The following is a 25,032-nucleotide window of genomic DNA, read 5'->3' on the forward strand; positions in this document are numbered from 1 at the left end:
AGAACTAATGAGAACAACTACCTAATCTAATTTTAAAATGAAAAAAACATTTCTACTTGCGCTATGCTTTTGCATTAGCGCATCGGTTTTTGCTCAAAAAATGAGCAAAGACAAAAATCTAATTATTTCTTCTGTTGAAAAACACAAAGAAGAATTGATAAAAATTAGTGATTCTATTTGGGCACTTGCTGAAACTGCTTTTGACGAAACTGAATCTTCAAGAATTTTAGCGGATTATGCCGAGAAAAACGGAATGACCGTAATAAGAGGTGTGGCAGATATACCAACAGCATTTACGGCAACTTACGGGTCTGGAAGTCCTGTAATCAGTATTTTAGGTGAATTCGATGCCTTGCCGGGAATTTCTCAAAAAACATCTCCTGTTAAAGAGCCTTTTAAAGAAGGAGCTGCGGGTCATGGTTGTGGACACAACATGTTCGGTACAGCTAGTTTAGGCTCTGCCATTGCCATAAAAGAACTAATGGATGCTGGAAAAATTAAAGGAACTGTTAAGTTCTTAGGCACACCGGCAGAAGAAAAATATTTTGCAAAAGTATGGATGGTAAAAGCCGGACTTTGGGATGATGTTGATGTCAATGTAAGCTGGCACCCAGGTGCTGGTATCGAAGCCGATGTGCAAAGTGGATTATCACTAATTGATTTTGTGGTTGAGTTTTATGGTCAAGCGGCACATGCCTCAATGGACCCTTGGAATGGTCGTAGTGCGTCTGATGCATTAGAGCTATACACTACAGGTATCAACTATTACAGAGAGCATATTTTACCATCTTCTAGAATTCATTACCATATACAAGATGGCGGCCAGGTTGTAAATGTGGTACCTGATTATGCAAAACTATGGGTTCGTGTAAGAGATCCTAAAAGAACGAAAATGCTACCTACTTACGAGCGTGTAAAAGCTATGGCAGAAGGTGCGGCAATTATGGCGAATGTAGATTATAAAATTTCTTTAGTTTCTGGTATCTACGAAACTTTGGTAAATCGTTCTGGTGGAGAAATCATGCAGAACAATCTAGAATTATTAGGTCCCATTACATATACCGAAGAAGAAACTGTTTTTGGTAAAGCAATTCAAAAAGCTACAGGTAAACCAGAAGTTGGTTTTGACGGCACGGTTCATCCATTAAGAGAAACTCTTGAAAACCCAGGTGGGGGATCAACTGATGTAGGTGATGTTAGTTGGAATGTACCAAACATTAATTTAAGTGTTTCTGTAGCACCAACAGGTACACCTTGGCATTCATGGGCAGTTGTTGCCTGCGGCGGAATGTCGATAGGTCATAAAGGTATGATTCATGCATCTAAAGCTATGGGCATGACCATGCTTGATTTATTTCAAAATCCTAAATTGGTAACTAAGGTAAAAGAAGAATTTAAAACACGTAAAGGTGATGAAGTTTATGAACCAATGATCGATGGTCCACCACCAATAGGTGAGCAATGATTACTATAATAAAGAAGCTATCTTAATAGGTAGCTTCTTTCAATTTCAGGTAACTTGATACTTCAATATTCAATAGAAACAGGGTGCAAATGAACAATGCTACTTATTAATTTTACAATTAACTCTTATGAATGACAAGATTAAGCAAATATTCGAACTAGGTTTTCCTTGGCGAACACAAGACCCATTTTTATTCTGTGCGTACCACTTAGATCAATATCCAAAAGGAGATGGCAAACTTGGACCTGCAGATTCGTTAGATGGAAGGAATTTAGGGAATGATTTTCAATTAAAAGATGGTTATCGCATGTACCATGGCACTAATGTTCCAGGGTTTCCGGCACACCCACATCGTGGATTTGAAACTATTACCATAGCAAATAAGGGGTATTGCGACCATTCAGATTCTTTAGGTGCCGCGGGCCGATTTGGAGAAGGCGATGTACAATGGATGACAGCCGGTAGTGGCGTACAACATTCAGAAATGTTTCCGTTGATTTATACCGATAAAGAAAATACATTAGAGCTTTTTCAAATATGGTTGAATCTACCCGCTAAAAACAAATTTGCAGATCCACATTTTAAAATGCTTTGGCATGAAGATATTCCAGTATTAAAACTAGAGCAATCCACCGTTACGGTTATTGCCGGTAATTTTGGCTCTTTAAATGCTTTGGCACCAGCACCAAATTCATGGGCGGCAGATGCAAATAACGATGTTGCTATATGGAATATTAATGTGCGTACCAATGGAACTATAACACTACCTAAAGCTAATAATAGAACTATAAGAACCGTATATTTTTATGAAGGCGATACTATTAAGGTTTTAGATAAAGAAATACCATCTAACCATGGTATTGAAGTTACACCTAGCGAAGAAATTGAAATTAAGGCTCTAGGCAAACCGGCAAATATTCTTGTATTACAAGGACAACCAATAAACGAACCTGTTGCCAAATACGGACCGTTTGTCATGAACACAGATGAAGAATTAGAAATTGCCATGAACGAATTTAGAACTACCCGATTCGGCGGTTGGCCATGGAGGCATATTGACAATGTTCACGAGAATAATAGAGGAAGGTTTGCTAAATATCCTGACGGAACTTTAATTGAAAAGTAAATGATAGCGACTCTTCGTTTGGTCTGTGATAGTGGTTTGTTGGTCTTAATTTGGATCGTGCAATTAATTATATATCCAAGTTTTGCATTTTACAGTCACAAAAATCTGTTTACATGGCATAAAATATATACCAAAAGAATTGCTCTTGTGGTAATACCGTTAATGGTTACACAATTAATAATAAGTCTTTTACAAGTTTATACAAACCCTAATATATACAGTATATTATATAGCATTATGGTTATAAGCGCGTGGCTATTGACCTTTATTATATTTGTGCCGTTGCACCATAACATTTCTAATGAAATAGAAACAGACTTATCTATTAAAAAATTAAAACTCCATAATTGGTCAAGAACCGTTTTATGGAGTTTAATTTTTATACTTACGATATATAGTACTTTTAAACCCTGGTAATTTTAGCACCAATTGCGCGCAGTCTTTCATCTATATTTTCATAACCACGATCTATCTGTTCAATATTATGAATAGTAGAAGTTCCTTTTGCTGATAACGCCGCAATCAACAATGAAACACCCGCTCTAATATCTGGCGATGTCATTGTTGTCGCTTTTAAAGTAGATTGAAAATCATGACCTATAACTGTTGCTCTATGCGGATCACAAAGAATAACCTTTGCTCCCATATCCAGCAATTTATCTACAAAGAACAAACGACTTTCAAACATTTTTTGATGAATTAAAACCTCACCTCTAGATTGTGTTGCCACAACTAAAATGATACTCAATAAATCAGGAGTCAATCCTGGCCATGGTGCATCTGCTATAGTTAAAATAGAGCCATCTATATAGTTTTGAATCTCGTATCCGTCGGTATGAGCAGGAATGTAGATATCATCACCTTTTCTTTCCAACGTAATACCCAGTTTTTCAAATACGGTTGGTATTTGACCTAAGTCGTTCCAACTAACATCTTTAATAGTCAATTCACTTTTAGTCATTGCTGCCAAACCGATCCAGCTACCTATCTCGATCATATCAGGTAACATACGGTGATCCGTACCACCTAATTTATCAACACCATCAATAACCAAAAGGTTAGAACCAACACCAGATATTTTGGCACCCATTCTATTTAGCATTTTACATAACTGCTGTAAATATGGTTCACATGCCGCGTTGTAAATTGTTGTTTGTCCTTCTGCCAAGACTGCAGCCATAACAATGTTCGCAGTACCGGTTACAGAAGCTTCATCTAACAACATATAAGTACCTTTCAACTTATCAGCCTCAACCCCGTAGAAATATTCTTCGCGGTTGTAACGAAATTTGGCACCTAGTTTAATGAAACCTTCAAAGTGTGTATCTAAACGTCTACGACCTATTTTGTCACCACCAGGTTTAGGTATATACCCTTTTCCAAAACGTGCCAACAACGGTCCAACTAACATAATAGAGCCTCTTAAGCCTCTACCATCTTGTTTAAACTGATCAGACTGCAAATATTCTAAGTTAATGTCATCGGCCTTAAAAGTATAAGAGCCTTTACCTTTCTTTTGAATTTTTACACCAAGATCCTCTAAAAGAGCTATTAGTTTATTTACATCGACAATATCAGGAATATTGTTGATTGTTACTTTTTCATCTGTAAGTAATACTGCGCAAAGTATTTGAAGTGCTTCGTTCTTTGCTCCTTGAGGCGTTATTTCACCAGATAACTGGTGCCCTCCTTCAATTTTGAATGTCCCCATCTAGAGAAGTGGAAATTTAATAGCGTTTTTTACCGCGGTTATTATTTCTTTGATTTTTCTTTCCTGAATTATTGGAACGATGTGATTTTGCTACCCTGTTCTTAAGAAACTGACCGCTATCCGTTAAGCTTTCGCCTTCAGCGGCTAAATCTATACGACCATCACTTAATTCGAATAAATGTTTGAAAATAGCTTTATCATCCACTACATCTTTATTCCAATTCAAGTAGCATTTTTTCATGTGATTGGCAATCGCATATTCTAAACCAGAACGCTTATCACCTTTCTCCCACTCTACGGCAACATCGATCATACGTTTGATGTTGTTTCCATAAAAACGGTATTTTGGAAAATTTTGAGGATACTCTAAAGCATCAGGTCTTTTTCGTAATACCTCTTTTGAAGTAATAGGAAAAGGAGAGTCTACATCCAACTTAAAATCGGACATAATGAACAATTGATCCCATAATTTATGCTGAAAATCAGGCACATCGCGTAAATGGGGTTGTATATTACCCATTACACTTATGATTGCTTGTGCAACTTTATTTCTTTCTTCACGGTCTTCAATTGATATCGCATGGTTCACCATTTTTTGAAAATGACGACCGTACTCTGGTATAATCAAATGCTCACGCTCCGTATTATATTCTAGGTTTTCTACTAATTGCAAATTGAAAATTTTAGCTTAATGTGTTTGAGAAGTATTCTTATAACGATGCCAAATTAAGAAAATTATGGATGAAAAGCTATTTTACAGGGATATTACACCCTCTAATTTACCTACTTCTTTGTATTTTTCTATAACCGCGTCTGGGCTCTTTAAGTTTACTGTTATCGAAACACTGGTATATTTACCATTTTTAGATTTTTTTAAATTAATAACCGCTCCCGTATTATCGAAAATGGTATTTATCTTATCGATTTTATCCGATTCTGTTTCAACAATAAATTTATAAAGATAGTCAGAAGGCCACTTTGATGTTTCTGTTAATTGTTCGTGTAATTTTTTATAAAATTCTTCTGGGTTATTTTCGTCCATCACTAGTATTTTATGCAAAGATAAGTGTAATGTACCAGTTTTTTAATACTAACGATTATTGTACTTTTGCTTTTATAAATTAAGAGTTTGAAAAGCAAGAGAATTGTTGTAACAGGTGGCCCGGGAACAGGCAAAACGGTATTGATATCTTCACTTGAAGAAAATGGATATCATTGTTTTCATGAAGTAATTAGAACAATGACTTTAGATGCCCTGGGCGATGTTGGCTTAGATGATAAATTAGTAAACCCTATTGATTTCGTTGAAGACTCAAAGAGTTTTAATGATGAATTGATCAACGCTCGTTTACAGCACTTCATTAATGGCAAAAACATCGAAAAAGATCATCTGTTCTATGATCGCGGCTTACCGGATGTACTTGCATACATGGACTATTTCGGTCAGTCCGCCGAGCAACATTATACCGATTTATGCCTAGAACACAGGTATGACGAAGTACTGATATTACCACCGTGGAAAGAAATCTATGTTCAAGACAACGAACGAATGGAAAATTTTGAACAAGCCTGTGGAATTCACGAAAAGCTCGAAAAAACGTATATTGACCTTGGTTATACTCCAATAGAAGTTCCTTTTGATACTATTGAAAATCGTATGCAGTTTGTAGTAGATTTTATAAATAAAGCGGGTGATTAATACACCAAAAGAAATTTTATCTAAATATTGGGGTTTTGATAGCTTTAGAGGCTCTCAAGAAGAAATCATCAATGCCATATCTAACGGTCAAGATGTTTTAGGTTTGTTGCCCACAGGAGGCGGTAAATCGCTTTGTTTTCAGGTACCTGCATTAATGAAAGAAGGTATTTGTATCGTTATTTCTCCGTTAATTGCATTAATAGAAAATCAGGTAGACAATCTACAGAAACTAGGTATTAAAGCCATAGGTCTAAAAGGCGGACTCAAATTTGCCGAGGTAGATAAGCTATTGGACAATTGTATTTACGGCAATTATAAATTCTTATATCTATCGCCAGAACGCTTACAGCAAGAATTGGTACAAGAACGTATTAAGGCAATGAACGTTTCTATGTTCGTTATAGATGAGGCGCATTGTATTTCTCAATGGGGTCACGATTTTAGACCAGCTTATTTAAGTTGTTCCATATTGCGAGAACTACACCCCACCCCACCTATGGTTGCTTTAACGGCAACTGCAACAAAAAGAGTTAGTGATGATATCATTAAATCATTGGACCTTACCTATCCTTTTGTTGTTAAAGATTCTTTTTTTAGAAAAAATATAGGATTTGGAGTCCTATTGACCGAAGATAAAAATGGGCGTTTAAAACAATACTGCCAGCAAATTAAACGCAGTGCTATTGTATATGTTAGAAGCAGGAGAAAGGCAGAAGAACTATCTAAATTTCTTGTAAACAATAATTTAAAGGCAACATTCTATCACGGTGGTGTTGATCAGAAAATGAAAACCGAGCGATTAAATCTCTGGTTAGAAGATAAAATTCAGATCATGGTTGCTACAAATGCTTTTGGTATGGGCATAGACAAACCAGATGTTGAATTGGTTGTTCATTATCAAATACCAGATAGTTTAGAGAATTACTTTCAAGAAGCAGGTAGAGGTGGTAGAAACGGAGACTTTGCAAAAGCAATATTACTAACCAATACAACAGATAAGGTTTTAGTAAAAAAGCAATTTATTGAGATCCTACCAGATGTAGCTTATGTAAAAATGATATACAGAAAGTTAAATACATACTTTCAAATAGGATATGGAGAATTTACAGAAGCAAAGTTTCATCTAAATTTCAATGAATTCTGTAGCATTTATAAACTGAACACATTTTTAACCTACAACGCATTACAACTGCTAGATAGAAATTCAGTAGTGTCATTATCTGAAAATTTCTCTAAAAAAATCACTATTAAATTTATTACGGATAAGGATACCTTGTATCGATATATTGACAAAAATTCTAAACTCGCCGACTTCATTAAAGTAGTATTGCGCACCTATGGCGGACTCTTTGAATTCGACACTCAAATAAACACCTATTTACTATCTAAGAAAACATCATTATCAGAATCATTGATACATCAGCATTTTGAGGTGTTAGAAAAGGATGAAATCATTGAATACACGAGTGTGTCAAGTGATTTAGAAATGCTGTTTTTAGTACCACGTGATGATGACCGTACCATAAACATGTTTGCAAAGAACATTGAAGAGCAAAATCAACTCAAAATTGAGAAAGTGACTAAAATGTTAAGCTACATTGAAAATGACACTGTTTGTAGAAGCATTCAATTATTAGATTATTTTGGAGAGATACAAGAAAAAGAATGCGGTATATGCGATGTCTGTATGAATCAAAAAGCAGGTAATACCGATATTGTGCATGCTAAAATTAAAATCATTCAAATTTTAAAAGAGCGCAAGGCAGATTCTCGCGAATTGCAAAATCGCTTGAACATTGCTCAAGAAATACTTATTGCTGGTTTACAAGAACTATTAGAAGAGAATTATATATCATTAAACGCAACGAACGAATACCAACTATTATAATATGAAAGCATTGAGAATTGTATTTATGGGAACGCCAGATTTTGCCATGGGCATTTTAGACAAACTGGTAAAAGAAGAATATAATATAGTTGGCGTTATAACTGCACCAGATAGACCTGCAGGAAGAGGTAGAAAATTAAATGAATCCGCGGTTAAGAAATATGCCGTTGAAAACGACCTTAATATTTTACAACCTACAAATCTAAAGGACCCTGAATTTTTAAGTAGCTTGAAGTCTTTAAATGCCAACCTACAAATAGTAGTTGCTTTTAGAATGCTACCTAAGCTTGTTTGGGATATGCCAGAATACGGTACATTTAATCTACATGCATCTTTATTACCACAATATAGAGGAGCCGCGCCTATTAATTGGGCTATTATAAATGGTGAGACAAAAACTGGAGTGACTACATTCTTTATTGATGAGAAGATCGATACAGGTGCCATTATAATGCAAGATGAAGCCATTATTGATAAAACAGATAATGCAGAAGACTTGCATGACAAGTTAATGCATTTAGGCGCCGCCACCGTTGTAAAAACCGTAGCACGTATTCAAGAAGGAAATTTTGAGACAACAAAACAACCAGATTCAGATGATTTAAAAGATGCCCAAAAACTTTTTAAAGAAACTTGCAAAATAGATTGGAACAAACCTGCAGAAGATATTTACAACTTTATAAGAGGTTTAAGTCCGTACCCGGCCGCATGGACTACGTTAACGAATGGAGAACAATCGTTAACTACCAAAATTTACAAGGCAAATGTAGAAGTCGAAAAACATGAATTACCAACGGGATCTCTGATTTTTAATAAAAAAGAGATGAAAGTTGCCGTGCAAGGTGGGTACCTAAATCTCGATGAAATACAACTTCAAGGCAAGAAAAGGATGTTGGTAAGAGATTTATTGAACGGCCTCAATTTGGAGAAAAATGCAAAAATGGGGTGAGACCCCGTGTTTGTTGGGCTGCGAGAAACGTAAAAAAAAACCTACTTTATCAACAAACACGCTGAGTTATCAACAAAATAGGGGATTTCCGCCCGTTTTACTTGTGTTGCTCATAAATCCATATAAATTTGTTAGTAGGTATAAATTATTTAATCACAATTAATTATCACATTATGAACAAAACAGAATTGATCGATGCAATGGCAGCTGACGCTGGCATCACAAAAGCTGCGGCTAAAAAGTCATTGGAATCTTTCTTGGGAAATGTTGAAAATTCTCTTAAAAAAGGAGATAGAGTTTCTTTAGTAGGTTTCGGTTCTTGGAGCGTATCTAAAAGAAATGCAAGAGAAGGTAGAAATCCATCAACTGGAAAAACTATCCAAATCGCTGCTAAAAATGTAGTAAAGTTCAAAGCAGGTGCTGATTTAGGTAAAGCTGTAAACTAATTTTACACAGATAAATTTATTAAAAGCGCCTTAATTGGCGCTTTTTTTATTTCCATGTTTTTGAGTTTAGACAGATTTGTCTTACTTTAGGTATATAATCATAGTAAATATATGATAGCATTAAAGCCAACCAAAGGAAAATTACTTGTTGCCGAGCCGTCTTTGACAGGAGACGTTTCTTTCAACAGGTCCGTTGTATTGTTAGCAGAACATAGCAATGAAGGTTCTGTTGGTTTTATTCTTAATAAACCTTTGGAATACCAGATAAACGAGCTTGTTACCGAAATTGAAATACCTTTTCAAGTATATAACGGTGGTCCTGTAGAGCAAGACAATCTTTATTTTATACATAAAGTGCCCCACCTAATAGATAATAGCGTAGAAATATCTGATGGTATCTACTGGGGCGGTGATTTTGAAACAACCGTAGAACTAATTAACAGAGAGATTATTTCAGAAGATGATATAAGATTCTTTTTAGGTTACTCTGGCTGGTCTTCTTTACAATTAAATGAGGAGTTGACCTCTAAATCATGGATTGTCGTTGAAAATGAACATGAAAGCAGAATCATACAAAAAGCCGCTAAAGCTATCTGGAAAGAAAACATGATTCAACTGGGCGGCAACTACTTACTTTGGTCTAACGCACCTGAAAACCCTAGTTTAAATTAAACTAAACATTTTTAGTTATAGACATTCTTGCCGCAGCATTTAGCTTACCGATAAGGTTTTTTGCAATTGTGTTGACAAAGTTTTTCTTTCTATATTTTGATACCGAAATAATACCATCAATATTATTTACAATGAACAGTTCGTCTGCTTTTTGCAGTTCAAAAGGCGAAATACTATCTTCCAAAAACTCAAAGTCATTTAATTTAGATACTATCTCAATGAGCTTTTTTCTTAAAATGCTATGTATACAACCATCTGTTATAGGTGCTGTTTTTATTTGATTACCCTTTACAACGAATAAATTACCATTTAGAGCTTCAATAACCTGTTTTCTCTCATTAAGCAACAAACAATCTTGATAATCATTTTCTTTAGCGTAAATAGCCCCTACGACACTCAGTATTTTATTATTGGAATCTAGATTAGAGAGCATAGTGGAGTTCTTATAGAAATCCTTAAAAAGCTCCACTTCGTAATCATCTTGATTTAGAATAAAGAAAGGATCGGTTAATGTTTTACTGGTAATAAAATAAGAAATGGTATTATCAGAAATAGAAAAATCATCTAAGCTATTCCTAAAAACCGTAAATTTTATTTGTTTGGCTTCTTTTAAATCGTTCTCAGAGATACATTTTAGAATTTCTTCTTCCATAAATTCCATTGTAAAATTCATAGGAATTTCCATTCGCAAAATTCTCATGGAAGACATTAACCGTAAATAATGATCTTCTAAAAAAATTATGTCACCGTTTAGAACACGTAATTCTTCAAAAACGGCATCACCAAGCTGTACTCCCCTATTCTTTTCGTTTAAGAATGTAGTGTTATCCTCTAGAAGTTCGCCATTAAAATTGAACATAAAAAAAGCCTTAAAAAATTAAGGCTCAAAGATACTGTAAATAAGGCTATTTTTAGGATGATCCCAACACCTGTTTTAAATCTGACACTTGGTTGGTCCAAAGCATTTTAGACTCATCTATTTCATCATCTTCTGCGAAGTCAGTTATAAACAATGAAACATCTTTCGTTATTTCATCAACAATTATTTTCATTTCAAAAAAGCTATCATCTTCTGCTTCATCCCAAGCAAAACGTACAAACTCATCTGTTTTTCTTTTTAACAACTTAGCTTCTTCTTCAGCTCCGTCCCATATAAATGTAAACTTTTCACCTCTTGAGTTCACGTTATCCGCAAACCACTCTGACAGTCCAGATGGTGTTGCAAGGTATTGATATAACATCTGTGGTGAAGACTGTATTACAAACTCTATTTCAAATTTTATTTTATCGCTCATGTTCATGCTACTTTAATACGGGCAATATATATATTTCTAAATGATAAAAAAATAAATGACCCGTATTATTTTTTTAATCAACTTTTGTTGAAGAACAAATAAATTACCACTATATTTGCAGCCGTTTAAAAATAATACGGCGAGGTAGCTCAGTTGGTTAGAGCGTCGGATTCATAACCCGGAGGTCGGGGGATCGTGCCCCCCTCTCGCTACAGAATAACAGGCACATTACAAACGGTTTAGCTTTCGCTAAATCGTTTTTTATTTACATAAGTGAATAAATATCTATACAATTGGCTTCTATTAACCAACTTCATTTAAAAAACTTAAAAACTAAAGCCTAGCAAGTTGAAAAGATGTCCAAACCGCTATTTAGTAAACAAATAAACTAAGTTAGCTATAGCAACCACAGCAGTTAAAATTCCTAATATTAAATCCATTTTCGAAGCGATAAAATTTAATCTATGTTCAATCTTTTTAGCAATGATCGCATATAAAGTATATAAGGAAAATGAACCTATTGTGGAACCTATGGAGAAATAAAACGCATTGGCTAAACTATACTCAAAATAATTAAATCCTATTAAAAGAGATATAAAAGTAAAATAAAACGGTATTGCCATCATATTTAGTGAAGACATAAAAACACCATAGAAATAAGATTTGGATTTTGGAATTTCTTTAACTGCCGCTTTTTCTTTTGATTTGAAATGAAGTCTAAAAAAATTAATAGATAAGGCAAATAGAATACCAGTTCCTATTTGCTGAATCAACGTAATATACTCTGAATTTTTCATAAGAACGTTTGCCAAATACGCCCCTACATTAGCCTGAAAGAACAACACTGTAGCATAGCCGGCAATAATATAAGTTGCGGCTCGCTTACCGTTTCTTAAGCTATATTTTACTACAGTTAAGTTTAAAAAACTTGGAGTAATACTTCCTAAAGATGCAATAATGAAACCTAATATGATATAAACGAAAATACTCATGAAATTATAATTCTTTGACAAAGAAATACATAAACCTCAGTTCTTGTTAATACATTACAACCTAATTGTAACTCTTAAAAATTATATCAAAAAGAAAAACCAGAGTCTGATATTTATGTTATTTACTAAGTAATGCTCAAGCATCGATAACATGTAAAATATAGAATTAGTTATTCGAATTAGATGGATGGAGTGTACTTACTCTTATCTAATTTTCATTAATGTATACTAAATCGATTGATAAGACTTAGTTCAGCACAAAAGGTGATTTGAATTAAACAGAATTGCAAGTTAATTTATTAGGAATTCTCTTTTTCAATTTGGTCTTTAGCATTTCTCATTTCTTCTTCTGTTGGTTCTGTCAATTCTTGCGATACAGACAAAGATGGTTCAAATGTAAAATTTGTAAAAAAAGGAAAGTGATCCGAACCAATATCTTTACCTACCTGAATATCTTTTACCCTAAATTCGGCAGATGAGAAAACATGGTCTAATGGCCATCGCATAATATAACTTTTGGCATTATAAGTATTATATAGTCCCCTGCCTTTTCTAGAATCTAACAAACCGCTGACTCTTTGAAATAATTTTGTAGTTTCTGACCATGCAACATCATTAAAATCGCCCAAAACAATAACCGGATAATCTGAACTATTTGTCATTAGTGCTATTTTCATCATTTCAGCATCTCGATCGACCGAAGAAGGATTGTGCTGAGGAGTTGGCGGAGCGGGATGTATAGCAAATAATTGAACGGTATCCTTAGATGCTAAAATTAGTTTAGTATGTATCGAAGGTATCGTATCTTCTACAATATATTTCACCTTAGGATCTACTAATTTATACTTTGAATAAAGCAACATTCCATAGGTATTATCCAATGGAACTTCAACCTTATATTTATAGGTTTTGCCAAAACTTTTGTTTAGACTGGTTATCCATTCTTCGTTTGTTTCCGTAAATAAAAGCACATCTGCAGAATTATCTTGAGCATCTTCAACAACTAAATTTTTCTTATCGTTCTTTTGAAGCACATTCGCGGCATAAATTGAAATAGTAGTCTCAGCATCTTCATTGGCATTTAAAATTTCATATTGAGCCAAAGGAGTGTACGTGTATATCTTTTGGACTTGAACAATAATACAGCCGAGTAGAAAAACGATTACGACTTGATCCAACCGATTCTTAATTTCAAACCTAAAAAAATAAGTAAGAAATGCCAGCACCGTAAGAACGGTAAGTTGAAGATGGGGAAAATCAAACACTCTAATCACCCAAGTATCCAAAGGAATGTATGGAAAAATAGTAAGTACAATTGCAATAAGCCCAAATACCCGAAGTATAATTTTTAATATCGACATTTTTTGAATAGTGATTAAAGTTGGTTGTCATCTAGTTGATCACAAGGTATTTGAAATAATTACAAATTATTATTTCAATAAAACAAAATGTTAACCCGTCATCCTTATTTCATAAGATTAAATGTTACTTATTTTATATATAATAAGCTTTTGAAACATAGGTTGCTTTAACTTTTTACAGCTAGAAATTCAAGGTTATACCACCTGATTTTACCACGTAATCGAATAAAATTTTAGTATAAGATGTGAGGTCTAATTGATGATACACAAAAAAACAATTTGTTACGCACCAAAAATATCTACTAGATATAGTTGTACCGAATACAGCAAATGTGTAAAACAATTATAATCTTCTAGTAATTAAATAAACCAGTATTATAAGAATAAACCCGTACTTTCACTATTAAATGCGACTAGCTAAATAGCGAATGAAAAATACCAAATTCTATACCGAGCTTAAAAAGTCGAAGAAACCATTAGTAGAACTTCTCGCTACTGAATCTGACTTTTTAGATGTGCCCCAAACTTGGCACGTTGTCGTAGTAGATATTCAAAACTCTACGCAAGCCGTAGTAGATGGTAATCATCATCAAGTAAATTTAACGGCGACCGGTAGTATTATTTCAGTTCTGAATACAGTACGCAAATTAAAGAAAAACATAGAGATTCCTTATTTTTTTGGTGGTGATGGTGCCACCTTCCTTATACCGTATAGCTTAAAAGATAAAGTAATAGCCGTACTAGACAATTATAGTTTACATATTAAAAGAAAGACCAATTTAGTATTAAGAGTAGGTCATGTTCCTGTAAAAAATCTATTATCCGACCAATGTCACCTTAAGATTGCAAAACTCCAATTAACACAACGCTTAACTATCCCCATCGTATTGGGGAACGGCTTACACAAAGCTGAAGAAATCATTAAATCTAATTTTAAAGAACTACCACATGCTACTTTCAATGAAAGCTTATTGAATTTGGAAGGAATGGAATGTAGATGGGAAGAAGTGAATCCTGATCAAAATCAAGCCAAAGTGATTTGCCTGCTGTTAGATGCCGTTGAAGAAAAAGCACAACGAGAAATATATAAAGAGGTATTATCTAAAATGGATGAAATTTTCGGAACCTTTAACGATCGGCAACCCATAAAAAGCGAACGCCTAAAACTTGATGCCAGCTTATACAAAATATGGGAAGAAATGAAAGTAAGCCTCGCGGATAAAAGTTGGTCGTACTTTTTAAAAAATTGGATCAAAACCAATATTGGTCGTGCATACTTTAGTCTTTCTAAAAGCGGCAAGCAGTATTTAAAGCAAATTGGTCAATTATCCCACTCGTTTATGTTAGACGGTATGATCAACACCATTTTTACTGCAGATCAAGATAAAATAGATCGGTTTACTAGCTTTCTTGATAAATTAGAGGCAGAACATAAAGTAATATATGGTATTCACGTAACGCACGCCTCTGTAATGTCTTGCTATGTATTGGATATGAAAACCAGTCACTCCCATTTTGTAGACGGTACCGAAGGCGGATACACGTCTGCGGCGAAAATGCTAAAAATCAAGAGAAAAGCAAAAACCCTATAAGTTTTAACCCAAAATATCTTCTAACTATAGCGTTGTAAGTTTTATTAGGTCAATTAATAAAATGTTAGAGCAAATCTATATCTGATTGTGTGGCTACCTTGCTGTCATTAGAAATAATTAAAATTATAAAGATGATCACAGAAGATAAAAGTATTCACAAAACAAAAAGTACTGGTGGTTTAGAAAACGATACTCCTCAGAACAATAGTATATCTCAAAACGAAGGAGTAAAACCATCTATTGGAAAACCCGTTAATAATGGCGGAGTTGCTACTGCAAAATATGATTTGCATTTAGAAAAACAATGGTTGGCAGTAAAAGATGAATATTTAGCGAATTTCCCTGAAACCGAAGATATTGACACCAACGGAGAAAAAGATAGCTTAGAGTCTTTAATAAGTAATATCGCCAAAAGAAGACAAAAATCTGAACAAGAGATTCACGATGAAATTATGAACTGGTCATTAAATAAATAGATATGAAAAAAATCATATATTTTTTAGTTGCCGCATTGGTCATAAGTTGGGTATTAGGCTTTGTGGTATTTAAGGTTATGGGAGCACTTGTTCATTTACTATTGTTACTAGCTGTATTATTATTGATCTATAATTGGTTGAGCAATAAAACTAGTATTTAAACAAAACTTAAGTAGAATTTATTACTATAACTTTTTACTATAGTAAGTACCAAGCACCACATCTTATTACTAGTTTTGCTTTTTTAAATAAAAAGCATGATTTCAGTAGATAACCTAGCCGTAGAATTCAGTGGCACTACCCTATTCAGTGACGTTTCCTTTGTCATAAACCCAACCGATAAAATTGCCTTAATGGGTAAAAACGGAGCCGGTAAGTCTACCATGATGAAGATTATTGCCGGTGAGCAAAAAGGTACGCGTGGCAATGTTCGGGTACCAAAAGACGCTGTTATCGCTTATTTACCACAACATCTACTTACAGAAGATAATTGTACCGTTTTTGAAGAAGCTGCTAAAGCATTTAAGCATGTTTTCAGCATGCGCGATGAAATGGATAAGCTTAATAAAGAACTAGAGACCAGAACAGATTACGAAAGTGATGCCTATATGAGCATAATCGAGAAAGTATCTGACCTTGGTGAAAAATACTATGCTTTAGACGAAGTAAATTATGATGCAGAAGTAGAAAAGGCATTAAAGGGATTAGGATTTAAACAAGAAGATTTCACAAGACAAACCAATGAGTTTAGTGGTGGATGGCGTATGCGTATAGAATTGGCTAAAATTCTATTACAAAAGCCGGATCTTATTCTCTTAGATGAGCCTACAAACCACATAGATATAGAATCGGTAATTTGGTTAGAAGATTTCTTATTGAATAAAGCCAATGCTGTTATGGTGATTTCTCACGATAGGGCTTTTATCGACAATATTACTAACCGCACCATAGAAGTAACTATGGGGCGTATTTATGATTATAAAGCAAACTACAGCCATTATCTACAATTACGAGAAGATCGTAGGTCTCATCAAATAAAAGCCTACCAAGAGCAGCAAAAGTTCATTGCCGAAAATATGGCTTTTATAGAGCGATTTAAAGGCACCTATTCTAAAACAAATCAGGTGACATCGCGAGAGCGCATGTTAGAAAAGTTAGACATTATCGAGATAGATGAGATAGATACATCATCTTTAAAATTGCGCTTCCCTCCCGCTCCAAGATCAGGTGATTATCCTGTTACCGTAAAAGAAGTTTCTAAATCTTATGACAATCATGTCGTTTTTAAAGATGCCAATATGTCTATTGCAAGAGGCGAAAAAGTATCTTTTGTAGGACGTAACGGAGAAGGTAAATCTACCATGATAAAAGCCATATTGGGTGAAATTCCCGTAGAGGGCACATGTCAGCTAGGTCACAATGTCAAGGTAGGGTACTTTGCCCAAAACCAAGCTTCTTTATTAGACCCAGATCTTACCATATTTCAAACGGTTGATGAAGTGGCTTTTGGCGACATTCGAAATCAGATTAAAAATATATTAGGTCGCTTTATGTTTAATGGTGACGATATTGATAAAAAAGTAAGTATGCTTTCCGGTGGAGAAAAAACACGATTGGCGATGGTAAAATTATTATTAGAGCCGGTTAACCTTTTAATATTAGATGAACCAACCAACCACTTAGATTTAAAATCTAAAGATGTATTAAAAGAAGCGCTATCTACATACGATGGTACACTTATTCTTGTTTCTCACGATCGAGATTTTTTACAAGGCCTGTCTCAAAAAGTGTTTGAATTTAAAGAACAACGCGTTATCGAACATTTTGAGACTATTGACGCTTTCTTAGAGCGAAATAGAATAAAAAGTATTGCTGAAATTAACTTAATGAAGTAATTATTCCTTTCTGTTAAGTAAATAATTAAATTCATAATAAAATAGATATAAACGTACCTAAGTACGTTTATTCGGTTGTTGGCAGTAATATTATCAAATGAGAGACACCTTAATTTCCGATTTAAGTTATTACAATGATTTCATTAAACTTCAAAACCAATTACTTTCGGAATCATATTATAGATTAGATAACAATCAAATTCCTGCAGATAATATTTCGAGAGTACATCATAGATTGTTTTTTAAAAAATTAGAAATATTTATTGCTTCTTACGGTCGAGGTGATTCTATAAAAGAATTACATGAAAAATTTAATAAAATATTCGAAAACATAAACAAAGAATGGGAAGATGAGGCAACCAAGTTTAAAAAAGGAAAAATGCAAACTAGTTATGACCAATATTGGTTGAACTCTTATTGCTATATGGTTTGGGTGCTATCAATATCTATATTATTGGGAGTAGATAGCCATAAAATAAACATCCTAACTAGACTTATAGAGAAAGGAAACATTAAGGATGAACTAATATTATTTCTTCTTTCTGGACTAAATGGAAAAACATATTTAGAAAAAAAGAAAACTACATATAACCCTTTTAAAAACCTTGTAAAAACTGATTTAACTATCTTAGATAAATCTTCTTTATATATGTATTTAAAATCTTGGTATAAAAACACAAAATTGTTGACTTGGCATAATTACATTAACTCTACACCTGAAAAACATTTTTATTTTGGATACTGGTCATTTGAAACATCTGCAATAGTTGCCTTATTAAACATAGATGATAGTGCATTTAAAGAACATGAAAATTATCCTTATGACCTAGTAGTGAAATACCGTGAGAGAACAAGAAGTTAAAAATGAATATAATAAATAGGCAATATAGTTTTAAGAAGCTAACATTAAATATTAATAGATAAAATGATTCTAGCTTTACTGTTTGGGATTGGAATGTTAATCTGGGGTGGGATTAATCTTAAAAAATATATTTTTTTTACTACTGGAATTAAAATTAAAGGGACAGTAATTAAAGCTGTATGTAAGGACCAAGGAGTGAGAAGAAGAATGACAATGGCAGAAATCACTTATAAGTACAAAATAAATGAAAAGGAATATATTAATACAGAAATAAGCGATAAGAAAAAATACTTATTCAAAACTCAGTCAATGGAAGGCGAATCTATTGCTATTATGGTTCGAAAAAAAAATCCCAAAATCTCAACACTAAAATCTTCAGCTCATTATTTAAAAAGTTGTATTTTTCTCTTAATAATAGGACTAATATCTACTCTAGTTGGAATAGCTAGTTTGTAGAAAAATACTACTGCCAACAATAGTAACCGTTGCACAAGCCTATAATTAGAGATAATCACTATCGATATAAGCCTCTTTAAGGGGCTTTTTTTATGCCATGTCAGAAGATGAACCTAAATTTTAGATGCACTGGAGAAAGGCTTTTCACGTAATGGACCATGATTTTTACGAATAATGGCAGGGCGAGCTTTCCTGCCCCACTTATCGGGTATTTGTTCTCGAATTTCAGGTATTTCTTTAGATTGTAGGCGATTGCCGAGAGGTGCATTACCTTGTTCGCCTGTGCAAGCCCGATGGTATTTATCTTCCTCAGTCCCATGAACTGGGTCAAGGTTCCAAAAACGGGCTCTACCGTGCTCTGCCGCTTGCCCTTCATATACCGCCCCAGTGGGCTCTCCACCCGGGCGATGTTACGCAAATATTCCGCACGGTAATAGGTAACGCTGAACTTCTTCTCCTGTGCGCTTTTGCCCAGGCAGCTAGTGCGTAAGGGGCACCCGGTGCAGATATGCTTTCTTGCACGGTATTCCTTCTTTCTTGTTCCCGTGCGATGATCCCTGAACTCCTTGGTGAACGGTATCGTTTTCCCTTGGGGACAGCGGTAGCTGTCCGTTTCTTGTTCATAAACGAAACCATCGGGACCGCCCTTGAACGTCCCGTGGGCGGGTATGAAGCTCTTGAGTCCCCTGCTTTCCAAAAAGGCATAGTTCTCGCCACTGCTATAGCCCGTATCGGCAACGCAGTTCTCAAAGACGAAGCCCTGTTGCCATAATCTTCTCTGTAAGCGCCGTACGATATCCTGTAACTGCTGGTTGTCCTTGCCATCGGCATGGTACGCCCTGATATCGGTAATTACATGATGGGCGGTATCCACGCTCAACTGACTGAGGTAATTCAGCTTTCTGGCCTTGCCCGGCTTTACGCTTATCCTGGCATCGGGGTCGGTAGGGCTGTAATGGGTCTTGTTGCTCGTATACTTTGCTCCTTTGATACCGGCGCCAGGTCGTTGATCCTGATCTTTTGCCCATTTCTTGTTCCTACCCTTTATCGCATCGAGTTCCTTCTTGTTGGCGGTCACACTTCGCTGACCCTTGTCCGACCTATCGCCCTTGCTCTTGCGGTGTGGCACTTCTTTGTCCATTGCGCTTATAGCACGTACTTTTTTCAAATGCTCTTCCAAATCTTCTTCGGGCACCTTCAGCTCCAATGTATCCATACTCGCGTTCGCCTTGACAGGTGCGGAATCTATTGCTTGGGTATGACCGGAAACCATCCCTTTTTCTACACACATACTCAAGACATTGGTGAATACTTCCTCGAATACCGACTCCGGGTAAAGTTGGCGGGTACGGCTTATGGTAGAATGCCATGGCAGCTCCTCGTCGATATCGTAGCCTATGAAAAATAGTATATCCAAACGCATCGAACAATGGTCGATAAGCTTACGGTCGCTGATGATGTTCTCCAAGTAGCCGACAAGACATAACTTGAAGAAGACCACGGGGTCAATACTTTTTTGACCGCTTTCACCGTAATATCCTTTGGTCAGCTTATAGAGAAAATCCAAGTCCAGAACCTCTTTTAAACGCCTGTAGAAATTGTTCTTCGGTATGCGCTCGCTCAATTGGAAACGGGCGAACAGTTTTTCCTGGTAATCCTTTTTTCCCTGCATACCTAAAGTTAACGACCCAACGTTAAGATCACGTTGGCCCTATATGGTTTTTTCGTTAACTTGTGCAACAGGCACAATACCTAAACGTAATGCGGACTTTGGGGCAAAACCGAAAGGTTTGTGTATTTTTATGAAGACCGCAAAATCTTTGGGATTTTGCTTTAAACAAGGAAAAGAAAAAACAAAACAAAAAGATTTTGCTATGTGCGTGGCGGAAAGCAAACGCCAGTTTGCTCCCGCACTGTTCATAGCTAAAACGTTGTGCTTAATTATGACCCGTCCTGAAATATGTATACAAAACACTTCAAGTATATGTATAAAAATGATGGATATGTAAAACGCTATAGTGAGAGCTTCAAGCTCAAAGTCTTGGCAGAACTTACCAAAGGAAACCATTCAAAAAGACAAATTGCATTAACTTACGGTATACAATCCAGTACTATAAACGTATGGATCAAGAAGTATGACCGTAAAGATTTAATGAACACCCGTGTAACCGTGCAAACAGACGACGAACTTTCCCGTATCAAAGCCCTTCAAAAAGAGTTGAAACAACTTAAGGACCTTCTTATTAAAAAGGACCTGGACAAACTGGTGACCGATAGCTATCTCGAGGTAGCTGCCGAGAACCTGGGCTATAGAGATGTTGAAGAATTAAAAAAAAACTTAAACATAAAGCCTTGATGAAAGTAGCACCGATAAACCGTAATGAAAGGCTGTATTCAATTGGTACTATCTGTAATGCCTTTGATCTGAAAAGAGATGCCTATTACAAATACCAAAAACGTTTTGTTATCAAAAAACAGATAGAACGGGATATAATCGAACTTGTTCGGAAAAGCAGAAGAACACTACCTAGAGAAGGTACCAGGAAACTCATGAGATCATTAAAAGATGAGTTTCATAAGTACGACTTAAAAGTAGGCAGAGACCAGCTGTTCCGTATCCTAAGAGAAAATCGATTGCTCATTAGAAGAAAGAAATACTCCTCTAGAACCACCAATTCATATCACCGCTTTTACAAGTATGGCAATATCATAAAAGACTTGAAAATCAATAGACCCAATCAAGTATGGGCTTCCGACATAACCTATATCAGAACCATTAAAGGATTCTGTTACCTAGCATTGATAACGGACATGTACTCACGTAAAATCGTTGGATATGACCTAAGTGATAGCCTAGAACTAAAAGGTTGTGTCAGAGCTTTAAATAAGGCTATTTACAATGCCAAGAACATTGACCGACTTATTCATCACTCGGACAGAGGTATTCAATATTGCAGTAATGTCTATACCCAAATACTAAAAAGAAAGAAAATCAAGATCAGTATGACCGAAGAAAACCATTGCTACGAAAACGCCCTGGCCGAAAGGGTAAACGGTATTCTAAAAGATGAATTTTTTCTTGACCAGACATTTACCAGTGTGGTTCATGCTAAAAAAGCAGCCAAAAATGCAATCAAACTATACAACTCTAAAAGATTGCATTTATCTTTAGATTATAAAACACCTAATTACGTGCATCAATATGCCGCCTAAAACTAATATTAACCTGTAGCCGTATTTTAGGACGTGACATTAAGAAAAATTATACATATACATTAATATGAGATTTAATCAAAATATTTTCAACTCTTTAATTCCAAAATTAAAAGACAGAGGATTTGATAAATCAATTTACACTGAACATAATGGAGGTTTAGAATTTTATAAATCAGATGATAACATAGACCATAGAATTACTCTTGATTTAGGTGTTTCTAAAATAGGATTTGTTAATATTTATGGAAGAATTTCCTTTTTAAATGTAATAGAAATATTAAGTGAATATATAGAACTAAGACCAAATATTTACGAAGCTATAGTAGTCAATTATGATTTATACAAAAACAAAGAAGATTGGATTAAAATGCACAAGAGACTTGGAACATTGAATCTTAAAACAATTTCAAACATTGAATATTTTGAAAATGAAATTATAAATCATATTGACTCTTTCATAATTCCTTTTTTCAGCAAATTCCCTACTCTTAAATCAGTAAACAATCAAATATTTGAAAAGTTAAGTTTCGAAGAGTTTCCTAATTATATAACTGGAAATTGTACTCTCAAAACTTTGATAATAATGAAAATGTATGGCAACCCACGCTATGAGGAATATAAAATCTCAAAAAATGAAGAATATAAGTTTTATGTTAATCAAAATTCTTCAATGTGGAAATCATCATATGATAGCTTTCTTTCTTTAATAGCATATTTAGATAAAAGTGATAATTATAATCAAATAAAGTACGATAATTGAGTCTTAAAAAATAACGAAATGGCAACAATACCTATAAACAATACGGGCTTAGATTTTAAACGCCAAGGTCTGAGTATATTTATTATGTCGCGAAATCTTTGGGATTTCGCTTTGACAGAAAAAAAGAAAAAACAAAACCAAAAGATTTCGCTATGTGCGTGGCGGAAAGCAAACGCTAGTTTGCTCCCTTACTGTTCATAGCCAAACCGTTAGCAAACATATTGCAGGAAAAGACAAATCGGTTCGCAATTAGCCTGAATATCTAAAAAATAATAAGAGTTTGGTTCGGGCAAATCCGCATTTTTAAAATGGTTTCTTTGGGCTTGTTTCTTTCTCAAACTTCAGATATCTAATCAAAAAATTACCTTGCCAAAGTTCTCGCTCGGACGGACTTTACTCAGACGCAACTGTTGCGTGGACGGACTTGTCAATTTCTTGGATAAGTCTGCATAAAAACGATATACATAAATCCATCTCTATTTGGTTTCGACGGACTTAAAAAAAGAAACCATTTTAAAAGAGTTCGGGAAATCTATCAGTGATCTGCGACAAGGCAAAGGTTTGCGCTGCAACACGTTTGCTAACAATATGTATAATCTATACTGTCCGATTTTCCGTCGGAAAATCTACGTATATTTAGAACCTTATCGTACGGCGGGAAATCCTACGGATTTCAATGCCGTACAGATCATACATTAACCGTTGTAGCAAATATTGACCCGTCCTGAAATATGTATACAAAACACTTCAAGTATATGTATAAAAATGATGGATATGTAAAACGCTATAGTGAGAGCTTCAAGCTCAAAGTCTTGGCAGAACTTACCAAAGGAAACCATTCAAAAAGACAAATTGCATTAACTTACGGTATACAATCCAGTACTATAAACGTATGGATCAAGAAGTATGACCGTAAAGATTTAATGAACACCCGTGTAACCGTGCAAACAGACGACGAACTTTCCCGTATCAAAGCCCTTCAAAAAGAGTTGAAACAACTTAAGGACCTTCTTATTAAAAAGGACCTGGACAAACTGGTGACCGATAGCTATCTCGAGGTAGCTGCCGAGAACCTGGGCTATAGAGATGTTGAAGAATTAAAAAAAAACTTAAACATAAAGCCTTGATGAAAGTAGCACCGATAAACCGTAATGAAAGGCTGTATTCAATTGGTACTATCTGTAATGCCTTTGATCTGAAAAGAGATGCCTATTACAAATACCAAAAACGTTTTGTTATCAAAAAACAGATAGAACGGGATATAATCGAACTTGTTCGGAAAAGCAGAAGAACACTACCTAGAGAAGGTACCAGGAAACTCATGAGATCATTAAAAGATGAGTTTCATAAGTACGACTTAAAAGTAGGCAGAGACCAGCTGTTCCGTATCCTAAGAGAAAATCGATTGCTCATTAGAAGAAAGAAATACTCCTCTAGAACCACCAATTCATATCACCGCTTTTACAAGTATGGCAATATCATAAAAGACTTGAAAATCAATAGACCCAATCAAGTATGGGCTTCCGACATAACCTATATCAGAACCATTAAAGGATTCTGTTACCTAGCATTGATAACGGACATGTACTCACGTAAAATCGTTGGATATGACCTAAGTGATAGCCTAGAACTAAAAGGTTGTGTCAGAGCTTTAAATAAGGCTATTTACAATGCCAAGAACATTGACCGACTTATTCATCACTCGGACAGAGGTATTCAATATTGCAGTAATGTCTATACCCAAATACTAAAAAGAAAGAAAATCAAGATCAGTATGACCGAAGAAAACCATTGCTACGAAAACGCCCTGGCCGAAAGGGTAAACGGTATTCTAAAAGATGAATTTTTTCTTGACCAGACATTTACCAGTGTGGTTCATGCTAAAAAAGCAGCCAAAAATGCAATCAAACTATACAACTCTAAAAGATTGCATTTATCTTTAGATTATAAAACACCTAATTACGTGCATCAATATGCCGCCTAAAACTAATATTAACCTGTAGCCGTATTTTAGGACGTGACATATGAAAAAACTAGATTTCGATTTTATACCATTAGGAATTTCAATTATACTGATTCTAGTTTCAATAGTGGTGATTTCTACTTCCAATTATGCTCTAAGCTTAAAACACTACATCGGAATTGGATGCGTAATAATTTCAATCTATTTC

At 34.9% G+C, this 25,032-nt stretch carries 26 protein-coding genes, 1 tRNA gene and 1 pseudogene; 19 read left to right on the plus strand and 9 right to left on the minus strand.

From position 1 onward, the window contains the following. Positions 1–37 precede the first annotated feature (37 nt). Both SJY30_RS05790 and SJY30_RS05795 read left to right on the plus strand, forming a co-directional pair. On the plus strand, positions 38–1,465 hold the full coding sequence (locus SJY30_RS05790; protein ID WP_396634644.1) for an amidohydrolase: 1,428 nt from the start codon (positions 38–40) through the stop codon (positions 1,463–1,465). Positions 1,466–1,592: 127 nt separating this feature from the next. After that, positions 1,593–2,591, plus strand: a complete 999-nt coding sequence (locus SJY30_RS05795) for a pirin family protein (protein ID WP_396634645.1) — start codon at positions 1,593–1,595, stop codon at positions 2,589–2,591. Between the two features lie 403 nt (positions 2,592–2,994). Here SJY30_RS05795 and murA read toward each other — a convergent pair whose 3' ends face one another. The 3 genes from murA to SJY30_RS05810 all read right to left on the minus strand — a co-directional run bounded on the left by murA (position 2,995) and on the right by SJY30_RS05810 (position 5,344). Further along, complete coding sequence (murA, locus tag SJY30_RS05800) at positions 2,995–4,302, minus strand: UDP-N-acetylglucosamine 1-carboxyvinyltransferase (protein ID WP_396634646.1); 1,308 nt, start codon at positions 4,300–4,302, stop codon at positions 2,995–2,997. 16 nt (positions 4,303–4,318) lie between these two features. After that, positions 4,319–4,975, minus strand: a complete 657-nt coding sequence (locus tag SJY30_RS05805) for a DUF4290 domain-containing protein (RefSeq protein WP_396634647.1) — start codon at positions 4,973–4,975, stop codon at positions 4,319–4,321. 81 nt (positions 4,976–5,056) lie between these two features. Further along, on the minus strand, positions 5,057–5,344 hold the full coding sequence (locus SJY30_RS05810; protein WP_036154085.1) for a DUF493 family protein: 288 nt from the start codon (positions 5,342–5,344) through the stop codon (positions 5,057–5,059). An 87-nt stretch (positions 5,345–5,431) separates the two neighbouring features. Here SJY30_RS05810 and SJY30_RS05815 point away from each other — a divergent pair, with 87 nt between their 5' ends. The 5 genes from SJY30_RS05815 to SJY30_RS05835 all read left to right on the plus strand — a co-directional run bounded on the left by SJY30_RS05815 (position 5,432) and on the right by SJY30_RS05835 (position 9,956). Further along, a complete protein-coding gene (locus SJY30_RS05815) occupies positions 5,432–6,001 on the plus strand; it encodes an AAA family ATPase (protein WP_396634648.1) in 570 nt (189 codons plus the stop codon). Beyond that, positions 5,994–7,889 (plus strand): ATP-dependent DNA helicase RecQ, encoded by a 1,896-nt coding sequence (locus SJY30_RS05820; RefSeq protein WP_396634649.1) that lies wholly within the window; start codon positions 5,994–5,996, stop codon positions 7,887–7,889. Before SJY30_RS05815 ends, SJY30_RS05820 begins: the two co-directional genes overlap by 8 nt. Before the next feature lies 1 nt (position 7,890). After that, positions 7,891–8,838 carry a methionyl-tRNA formyltransferase gene (gene fmt, locus SJY30_RS05825; protein WP_396634650.1) on the plus strand — a complete coding sequence of 316 codons (948 nt, stop codon included), beginning with the start codon at positions 7,891–7,893 and terminating at the stop codon, positions 8,836–8,838. A gap of 170 nt (positions 8,839–9,008) precedes the next feature. Next, the gene (locus SJY30_RS05830) at positions 9,009–9,284 is read left to right on the plus strand and encodes an HU family DNA-binding protein (protein WP_257786218.1); all 276 of its coding nucleotides are present in this window, start codon (positions 9,009–9,011) and stop codon (positions 9,282–9,284) included. A gap of 111 nt (positions 9,285–9,395) precedes the next feature. Beyond that, positions 9,396–9,956 carry a YqgE/AlgH family protein gene (locus SJY30_RS05835; RefSeq protein WP_396634651.1) on the plus strand — a complete coding sequence of 187 codons (561 nt, stop codon included), beginning with the start codon at positions 9,396–9,398 and terminating at the stop codon, positions 9,954–9,956. A gap of 1 nt (position 9,957) precedes the next feature. Here the strand turns inward: SJY30_RS05835 and SJY30_RS05840 are convergent, their stop codons facing one another. Continuing rightward, a complete protein-coding gene (locus SJY30_RS05840; RefSeq protein WP_396634652.1) occupies positions 9,958–10,815 on the minus strand; it encodes an aminotransferase class IV in 858 nt (285 codons plus the stop codon). A gap of 52 nt (positions 10,816–10,867) precedes the next feature. After that, positions 10,868–11,251 (minus strand): START-like domain-containing protein, encoded by a 384-nt coding sequence (locus SJY30_RS05845; protein ID WP_036154073.1) that lies wholly within the window; start codon positions 11,249–11,251, stop codon positions 10,868–10,870. Positions 11,252–11,389: 138 nt separating this feature from the next. Between SJY30_RS05845 and SJY30_RS05850 the strand changes: the two genes are divergently transcribed. Next, positions 11,390–11,463 (plus strand) — tRNA-Met (locus SJY30_RS05850). A 156-nt stretch (positions 11,464–11,619) separates the two neighbouring features. Here the strand turns inward: SJY30_RS05850 and SJY30_RS05855 are convergent. After that, positions 11,620–12,243: a LysE family translocator gene (locus SJY30_RS05855; RefSeq protein WP_396634653.1), complete on the minus strand. Its 624-nt coding sequence runs from the start codon at positions 12,241–12,243 to the stop codon at positions 11,620–11,622. A gap of 299 nt (positions 12,244–12,542) precedes the next feature. Next, entirely contained in the window at positions 12,543–13,604 is a 1,062-nt protein-coding gene (locus SJY30_RS05860; RefSeq protein ID WP_396634654.1) for an endonuclease/exonuclease/phosphatase family protein, read from the minus strand. A gap of 428 nt (positions 13,605–14,032) precedes the next feature. Here SJY30_RS05860 and SJY30_RS05865 point away from each other — a divergent pair, with 428 nt between their 5' ends. From SJY30_RS05865 to SJY30_RS05890, 6 genes and pseudogenes are all read left to right on the plus strand, one after another. Further along, positions 14,033–15,196 (plus strand): DUF3095 family protein, encoded by a 1,164-nt coding sequence (locus tag SJY30_RS05865; RefSeq protein WP_396634655.1) that lies wholly within the window; start codon positions 14,033–14,035, stop codon positions 15,194–15,196. A gap of 131 nt (positions 15,197–15,327) precedes the next feature. After that, on the plus strand, positions 15,328–15,672 hold the full coding sequence (locus tag SJY30_RS05870) for a hypothetical protein (RefSeq protein WP_396634656.1): 345 nt from the start codon (positions 15,328–15,330) through the stop codon (positions 15,670–15,672). Between the two features lie 2 nt (positions 15,673–15,674). Further along, positions 15,675–15,833, plus strand: coding sequence for a lmo0937 family membrane protein (locus tag SJY30_RS05875; protein WP_396634657.1), 159 nt, complete (start codon positions 15,675–15,677; stop codon positions 15,831–15,833). 96 nt (positions 15,834–15,929) lie between these two features. Next, positions 15,930–17,288 (plus strand): annotated as a pseudogene (locus SJY30_RS05880) (ABC-F family ATP-binding cassette domain-containing protein); the annotation flags it as partial. 376 nt (positions 17,289–17,664) lie between these two features. After that, complete coding sequence (locus SJY30_RS05885) at positions 17,665–18,429, plus strand: PoNe immunity protein domain-containing protein (protein WP_396634658.1); 765 nt, start codon at positions 17,665–17,667, stop codon at positions 18,427–18,429. A gap of 63 nt (positions 18,430–18,492) precedes the next feature. Further along, positions 18,493–18,885, plus strand: a complete 393-nt coding sequence (locus SJY30_RS05890; protein WP_396634659.1) for a hypothetical protein — start codon at positions 18,493–18,495, stop codon at positions 18,883–18,885. Between the two features lie 100 nt (positions 18,886–18,985). Here SJY30_RS05890 and SJY30_RS05895 read toward each other — a convergent pair whose 3' ends face one another. Beyond that, on the minus strand, positions 18,986–20,557 hold the full coding sequence (locus tag SJY30_RS05895; protein ID WP_396634660.1) for an IS1182 family transposase: 1,572 nt from the start codon (positions 20,555–20,557) through the stop codon (positions 18,986–18,988). Between the two features lie 39 nt (positions 20,558–20,596). Next, positions 20,597–20,806 carry a hypothetical protein gene (locus SJY30_RS05900; protein ID WP_396634661.1) on the minus strand — a complete coding sequence of 70 codons (210 nt, stop codon included), beginning with the start codon at positions 20,804–20,806 and terminating at the stop codon, positions 20,597–20,599. Positions 20,807–20,869: 63 nt separating this feature from the next. Between SJY30_RS05900 and SJY30_RS05905 the strand changes: the two genes are divergently transcribed. The 5 genes from SJY30_RS05905 to SJY30_RS05925 all read left to right on the plus strand — a co-directional run bounded on the left by SJY30_RS05905 (position 20,870) and on the right by SJY30_RS05925 (position 24,845). Further along, complete coding sequence (locus SJY30_RS05905) at positions 20,870–21,241, plus strand: transposase (RefSeq protein WP_024479941.1); 372 nt, start codon at positions 20,870–20,872, stop codon at positions 21,239–21,241. Beyond that, a complete protein-coding gene (locus SJY30_RS05910) occupies positions 21,241–22,098 on the plus strand; it encodes an IS3 family transposase (RefSeq protein ID WP_396632138.1) in 858 nt (285 codons plus the stop codon). The genes SJY30_RS05905 and SJY30_RS05910 overlap by 1 nt, the downstream gene beginning before the upstream one ends. 67 nt (positions 22,099–22,165) lie before the next feature. Continuing rightward, entirely contained in the window at positions 22,166–22,861 is a 696-nt protein-coding gene (locus tag SJY30_RS05915; protein WP_396634662.1) for a hypothetical protein, read from the plus strand. Between the two features lie 755 nt (positions 22,862–23,616). After that, positions 23,617–23,988 carry a transposase gene (locus tag SJY30_RS05920; RefSeq protein WP_024479941.1) on the plus strand — a complete coding sequence of 124 codons (372 nt, stop codon included), beginning with the start codon at positions 23,617–23,619 and terminating at the stop codon, positions 23,986–23,988. Next, on the plus strand, positions 23,988–24,845 hold the full coding sequence (locus SJY30_RS05925) for an IS3 family transposase (protein ID WP_396632138.1): 858 nt from the start codon (positions 23,988–23,990) through the stop codon (positions 24,843–24,845). The genes SJY30_RS05920 and SJY30_RS05925 overlap by 1 nt, the downstream gene beginning before the upstream one ends. Positions 24,846–25,032 lie beyond the last annotated feature (187 nt).

This window comes from Maribacter sp. R86514, from assembly GCF_044597005.1.
Classification (GTDB): Bacteria; Bacteroidota; Bacteroidia; order Flavobacteriales; family Flavobacteriaceae; genus Maribacter.